The 5,032-nt window shown below is 63.8% G+C and carries 5 protein-coding genes; all 5 read right to left on the reverse strand.

All coding sequences use genetic code 11. From position 1 onward, the window contains the following. Window positions 1-215: 215 nt before the first annotated feature. Complete coding sequence (locus MOV75_RS27085) at window positions 216-1,082, reverse strand: 3-keto-5-aminohexanoate cleavage protein (protein WP_246926640.1); 867 nt, start codon at window positions 1,080-1,082, stop codon at window positions 216-218. Between the two features lie 206 nt (window positions 1,083-1,288). Further along, on the reverse strand, window positions 1,289-2,089 hold the full coding sequence (locus MOV75_RS27090; RefSeq protein WP_247006905.1) for an AraC family transcriptional regulator: 801 nt from the start codon (window positions 2,087-2,089) through the stop codon (window positions 1,289-1,291). Window positions 2,090-2,281: 192 nt separating this feature from the next. Beyond that, complete coding sequence (locus MOV75_RS27095) at window positions 2,282-2,935, reverse strand: glutathione S-transferase family protein (RefSeq protein WP_246926637.1); 654 nt, start codon at window positions 2,933-2,935, stop codon at window positions 2,282-2,284. After that, window positions 2,932-4,098, reverse strand: coding sequence for an acyl-CoA dehydrogenase family protein (locus MOV75_RS27100; RefSeq protein WP_246926635.1), 1,167 nt, complete (start codon window positions 4,096-4,098; stop codon window positions 2,932-2,934). Before MOV75_RS27100 ends, MOV75_RS27095 begins: the two co-directional genes overlap by 4 nt. 112 nt (window positions 4,099-4,210) lie before the next feature. Further along, window positions 4,211-5,032 (reverse strand): acyl-CoA dehydrogenase family protein (locus MOV75_RS27105; protein WP_247006906.1); only part of this gene is annotated, 822 nt, incomplete at its 5' end.

Genomic DNA, 5,032 nt, shown 5'->3' on the forward strand with positions numbered 1-5,032 from the left:
CCGCACGCGTGCGCTCTTCCAGCGCGCGCATGCGGTCGATCAGGCCGAGCATGCCGTCGCGGTTGGCCTGGTAGGCGGCGCTGCCGGGGGAGATGGTGTTTTCGAGAATGGACATGACAGACCTTGATCGTCATTCCGGAGCACGCGGAGCGTGAACCCGGAATCTCGAGGTTCCGGGTTCGATGCTGCGCATCGCCCCGGAACGACGGGGATACTCAGCGATTCGTCCCAAAGATCTTCCGCGCCTCGGCCGGGCTCGCGATCTCGCGGCCGGCGCGGCGGGCACAGGCCGCGATGGCTTCGATCAGCTGGCCGTTCGACGTCACCTTCTTGCCGTCGGCGAGATAGAAGGCGTCTTCGAGACCGGTGCGCAAATGGCCGCCGAGCTCGGCGCAGCGTTGGTGCAGCGGCCAGATCTCCTCGCGTCCGATGGCGGTGACCTGGAAATGGGCCTCGGGTCGCTTCAGCTTGATCAGGATCGGGAGCAACTCCGGATCCGACGGCATTCCCGAAGCAACGCCCATCACAAAATTATATTCGAGCGGCCCATTGTACATGCCGACCTGGCGGTACATGCCGACGCAGCGGACGATGCCGACGTCGAAACACTCGAACTCGGGGATGGTGCCGACCTCGTTCATGACGTCGAGATAGTCCTTCACCTTCTCGACCGCGTTGTCGAACATCATCGGCGGCCAGGCCCAGGTATTGTCGGCCTTGACCTTCAGGTAATTCAATGAGCCGGCGTTGCAGGCGGCGATCTCGGGCTTGGTCTCGCGGACGCAATCAAGCGCGCCTTTGTAATTCGGCCCTGACACGCCCGTTGTGTGGTTGATGATGACGCCGGGGCAGGCCTCGCGGATCGCCTGCTGGATCTCCTTGCTCACCGCTACCTCCCAGGACGGCAGGTGCCCCTTGTTCGGCGCCTGCTGGCGCAGATGAATGTGCATGATGGACGCGCCGGCATCGAACGCAGCCTTGGCCTCCCGCGCCATCTCTTCGGGCGTCACGGGCACGTTGTGCTGCTTCGGGTCGGTGAGCACGCCGTTCAGCGCGCAGGTGATGACGGCCTTGTCGCTCATGCCAAAAATGTCTCGCACGTTGAGAAGTCAACGATTGCGATCATGTGATGGGTGGCATGCGGCTTCTTGCGCGGAGAAGCTGAAGAAGGGCGAGCTTTCGTAGGGTGGGCAAAGGCGCCCTTGCGCCGTGCCCACCACGTCTCGCCGTTAAGGAAATGGTGGGCACGCTTCGCTTTGCCCACCCTACGGGAGCTACGAGAGCGGTGCTAGCTCGCCTCCGCGAGCCGCACCGTCTCGGTGCTGCGGTAGATCGCAAGGTCGCGTGAGCCGACGAAGATCGCGCGCGGCTTCAATCCGTAGAAGCGGCGGATCGAGTGGCTGAAATGCGTGGAATCGGGATAGCCGATATCCTGCGCGAGATGGGCGAGGTTGAGGTCCTGGTTGGCGAAGTGCAGCAAATGGCGCGCACGCTTCCAGGCGCGGAAGGAGCGGAAGGAGATGCCGGTCTCTTCCTTGAACAGATGCAGGAAGCGCGAAGCCGAGAGCCCTGCTTCCGCCGCGCAGGTGTCGGCCGTCACCGGTTCGCCGGAGAAACGCCCGATGCGGGCGACGGCGCGGGTCACCCTCGGGTCGAGCTCGCGGCGCGGCATCGCCTCGCCAAAGCACATCTGGTCGAACTCAGCGGTCGTGATGTCGCCATAGCGGCGCTGACGCAGCAACGCGTAGGCGGCCAGGATCTTGCGGGCATAGGCGGCCTTGTCCGGACCACGCAACCGCTCGGCCAGGACTTCGATCATGCCATCCGGCATGCTTTCCGGCTCCAGCGTCACGCTGATGACGCTGCGATAGTCACTGGCGATGGTGTGCCGCTGGTTCGGCAGGGTCACGATCAATTCGTCCGACGTGTGGACATCGTCAATCGTCAGGTGCAGGCTGCCCTTCACCGCAACATAGACATGGCAGCAGCCGGGGGTCCGCTTGCGAGGGCGGCCGAGCAGGCCGGCATAGAATACCCGCTCCGGCGTGATCAGCATCAGATGGTCGGATTCGCGACCTTTATCTTCCATTGGGATCCTCCTCGCGCGGCTCTCTGGCCGCTGCGGACGGGGGTCACCTTAGCGGAAATTTGGCCGCTGTCACGACGGGATAGCGCTGTCATGAAAACAAGCGCCGTCATTCCGCGGCGGTCTGCAGGACCGCCCGGAACCTCGAACTTCCGGGTTCGATGCTGCGCATCGCCCCGGAATGACGCAAGCAATCTACGCCCTCACGCGAGACGCAACATTCTGCTCGATGCCGGCCTTTTGCTCCGCAGCAACGGCACGCTTGAAGCCGTCGCGCTGCTGCAATCGCGCCCAATAGGCTGCGACATTTGGCCCGAAATCCTTCGCCAGCCCGGTGGTTCCAGCGAGCCGGAGCGCGTAACCGATCACGATATCGGCCGCGGTGAAGCGGCCCGCGCACAATGTATCGGCATTTGCCGTCGCTGCCTCAACGGCGCGCAGCCGCCCCAGGAACCATTTCGCATAGTCGCCCACGACCTTGTTGTCCCGCTGATCCGGCTCGTGCTGGCTGTAGCGGAGCACCAGCGTTTGCGGGAAGGTTAATGTGGCGTCGCTGAAATACATCCAGTTCAGAAAGGCGCCGTAGGCGGGGTCCTCCGGGCCGACCATCAAAGGCGTCGGACCATATTTGATGCCGAGATAGTGGCAGATGCCGGAGGACTCCGTCATCTTCGTCTCGCCGTCGACCATGAAGGGAATCGTGCCGAGCGGATTGAGTGCGAGATATTCCTTGGCGAAAACCCGAGGCGGGAACGGCAGCATCTTCAGTTCATAGGGCAGCCCCATCTCCTCCAGCATCCAGAGCGGACGGAACGAGCGCGCAGCCTCGCAATGATAGAGCGTGATCATGATGCATTCCCTTTGCTACCCGGCAGCGTGCCCATCATCTTGCACAGGACCATCAGCATGACCTCGTCGGCGCCGCCGCCGATCGAGGTCAGGCGGCTGTCGCGATAGGCGCGGCTGACCGGCGTCTCGTTGGTAAAGCCCATTCCACCCCAATATTGCAAGCAGGCGTCGGTGAGCTCGCGGCCAAGCCGGCCGGCCTTCAGCTTGGCCATGGTCGCAAGCCGGGTCACGTCCTCGCCGGCGACCAGCTGCTCGGCGGCGCGATAGATCAGCGCGCGCAACAGCTCGACCTCGGTCTGCATCTCCGCCAGCTTGAAGTGCACGACCTGGTTATCGAGGATGCTCTGGCCAAAAGCCTTGCGATTGCGGGTGTATTCGATGGTCTGATCGATGATGTATTCATGCGCCTTCAGGCAGGCCGCCGCGCCCCAGAGCCGCTCCTCCTGGAACTGGATCATCTGGTAGGTAAAGCCCTTGCCCTCCTCGCCGATCCGGTTGCGCTTGGGCACGCGGACATTGTCGAAGAAGATCTGCGCGGTGTCCGAGGAGCGCATGCCCATCTTGTCGAGCTTGCGCGCCACGGTGACGCCCTTGCTCTTCATGGGCACGCAGATCAGCGACTTGTTGCGGTGAACGGGTCCGTCGCCGGTGTTGGCGAGCAGGCAAATCCAGTCGGCCTGGGTGCCGTTGGTGATCCACATCTTGCCGCCGTTGATGACGTAATCGTCGCCGTCGGAGCGCGCCTGCGTCTTGATCGAGGCCACGTCGGAGCCTGCGCCCGGCTCGGAGACGCCGATGCAGGCAACGAAATCGCCCGAGATCGAGGGCGCCAGAAATTCGCGGCGCACTTCGTCCGAGCCGAACCGCGCCAGCGCCGGGGTCGCCATGTCGGTCTGCACCCCGATCGCCATCGGCACGCCGCCGCAGGTGATCGCGCCCAGCTCCTCCGCCATCATCAGCGCATAGGAATAGTCGAGGCCCGAGCCGCCGAACTCGACCGGCTTGTTCAGGCCGAGGAAGCCGAGGCTGCCCATCTTCTTGAACAGCTCGTGCGCCGGGAAGATGTCGGCCTTCTCCCACTCATCGACGTGGGGATTGATCTCGTTCGCGATGAATTTCTGCAGGGAGCGGCGGATGTCGTCGTGGTCGACGGTGAACAGCATTTTACTCCTGTCATTCCGGGGCATCGCGAAGCGATGAACCCGGAATCTCGATATGTTAGGACTCATCTCTAGGTCCCGGGTTCGCGCTCCGCGCGCCCCGGGACGACGGTTGTCACAACCCCATCTGCCGGCTGGCGAGATCCTTCATGATCTCCTCGGTGCCGCCGCCAATGGCGTTGACCTTGACCTCGCGGTAGATACGCTCGGCCTTGATGCCGCGCATGAAGCCGGCGCCGCCGAAGATCTGCACGGCTTCCGAGGCGCAGAACGCCATGGTCTGCGTCGCCTGGTTCTTCATCATGCAGATTTCGGCGACCGGGCTTTCGCCCTGCTCCAGCCGCCAGGCCAGCAGCTCCAGCATCGCCTGGGACGCTGCGACCTTCTGCGCCATATCGACGATCTTGTGGCGGATCACCTGGTGCTGCGCGAGCGGCTTGCCGAAGGTCTTGCGCTCCTTGGCATAGGCGACCGCCTCGTCGAGGCAGACCCGGGCGAAGGCGGTGCAGCTTGCTGCCATGCCCATGCGCTCGCTGTTGAAGTTCTGCATGATGATCTTGAAGCCTTGCCCCTCCTCGCCGATCAGGTTTGTGGCGGGTACGCGACACCCGTCGAAATGCAGCGTCGCGGTGTCGGAGGCCCACCAGCCCATCTTCTTGAGCTTGGTTCGCGACAGGCCGGGCGTGTCGCCTTCGATCAGGAGAAGGCTGACGCCGCCAGCGCCATCGCCGCCGGTACGCACCGCAACGGTCAGATAATCGGCGCGCATTCCTGAGGTGATGAAGGTCTTCTCGCCGCTCACGACGTAGTGATCGCCGTCGCGCCGTGCCCTTGTGCGGAGGTTCGCGACATCGGAGCCGCCGCCCGGCTCGGTGATCGCGAGCGCCGAGATCTTCTCGCCGCACAGCACCTGCGGCAGCACCCGCGCCTTCACCTC

Source organism: Bradyrhizobium sp. PRIMUS42 (assembly GCF_023006515.1).
Lineage (GTDB): Bacteria > Pseudomonadota > Alphaproteobacteria > Rhizobiales > Xanthobacteraceae > Bradyrhizobium.

Bases quoted from the DNA above. Each gene is read 5' to 3' on its own strand.
- MOV75_RS27090 (WP_247006905.1), bottom strand. From the start codon at position 2,089: ATGGAAGATAAAGGTCGCGAATCCGACCATCTGATGCTGATCACGCCG.
- MOV75_RS27095 (WP_246926637.1), bottom strand. From the start codon at position 2,935: ATGATCACGCTCTATCATTGCGAGGCTGCGCGCTCGTTCCGTCCGCTC.
- MOV75_RS27085 (WP_246926640.1), bottom strand. From the start codon at position 1,082: ATGAGCGACAAGGCCGTCATCACCTGCGCGCTGAACGGCGTGCTCACC.
- MOV75_RS27100 (WP_246926635.1), bottom strand. From the start codon at position 4,098: ATGCTGTTCACCGTCGACCACGACGACATCCGCCGCTCCCTGCAGAAA.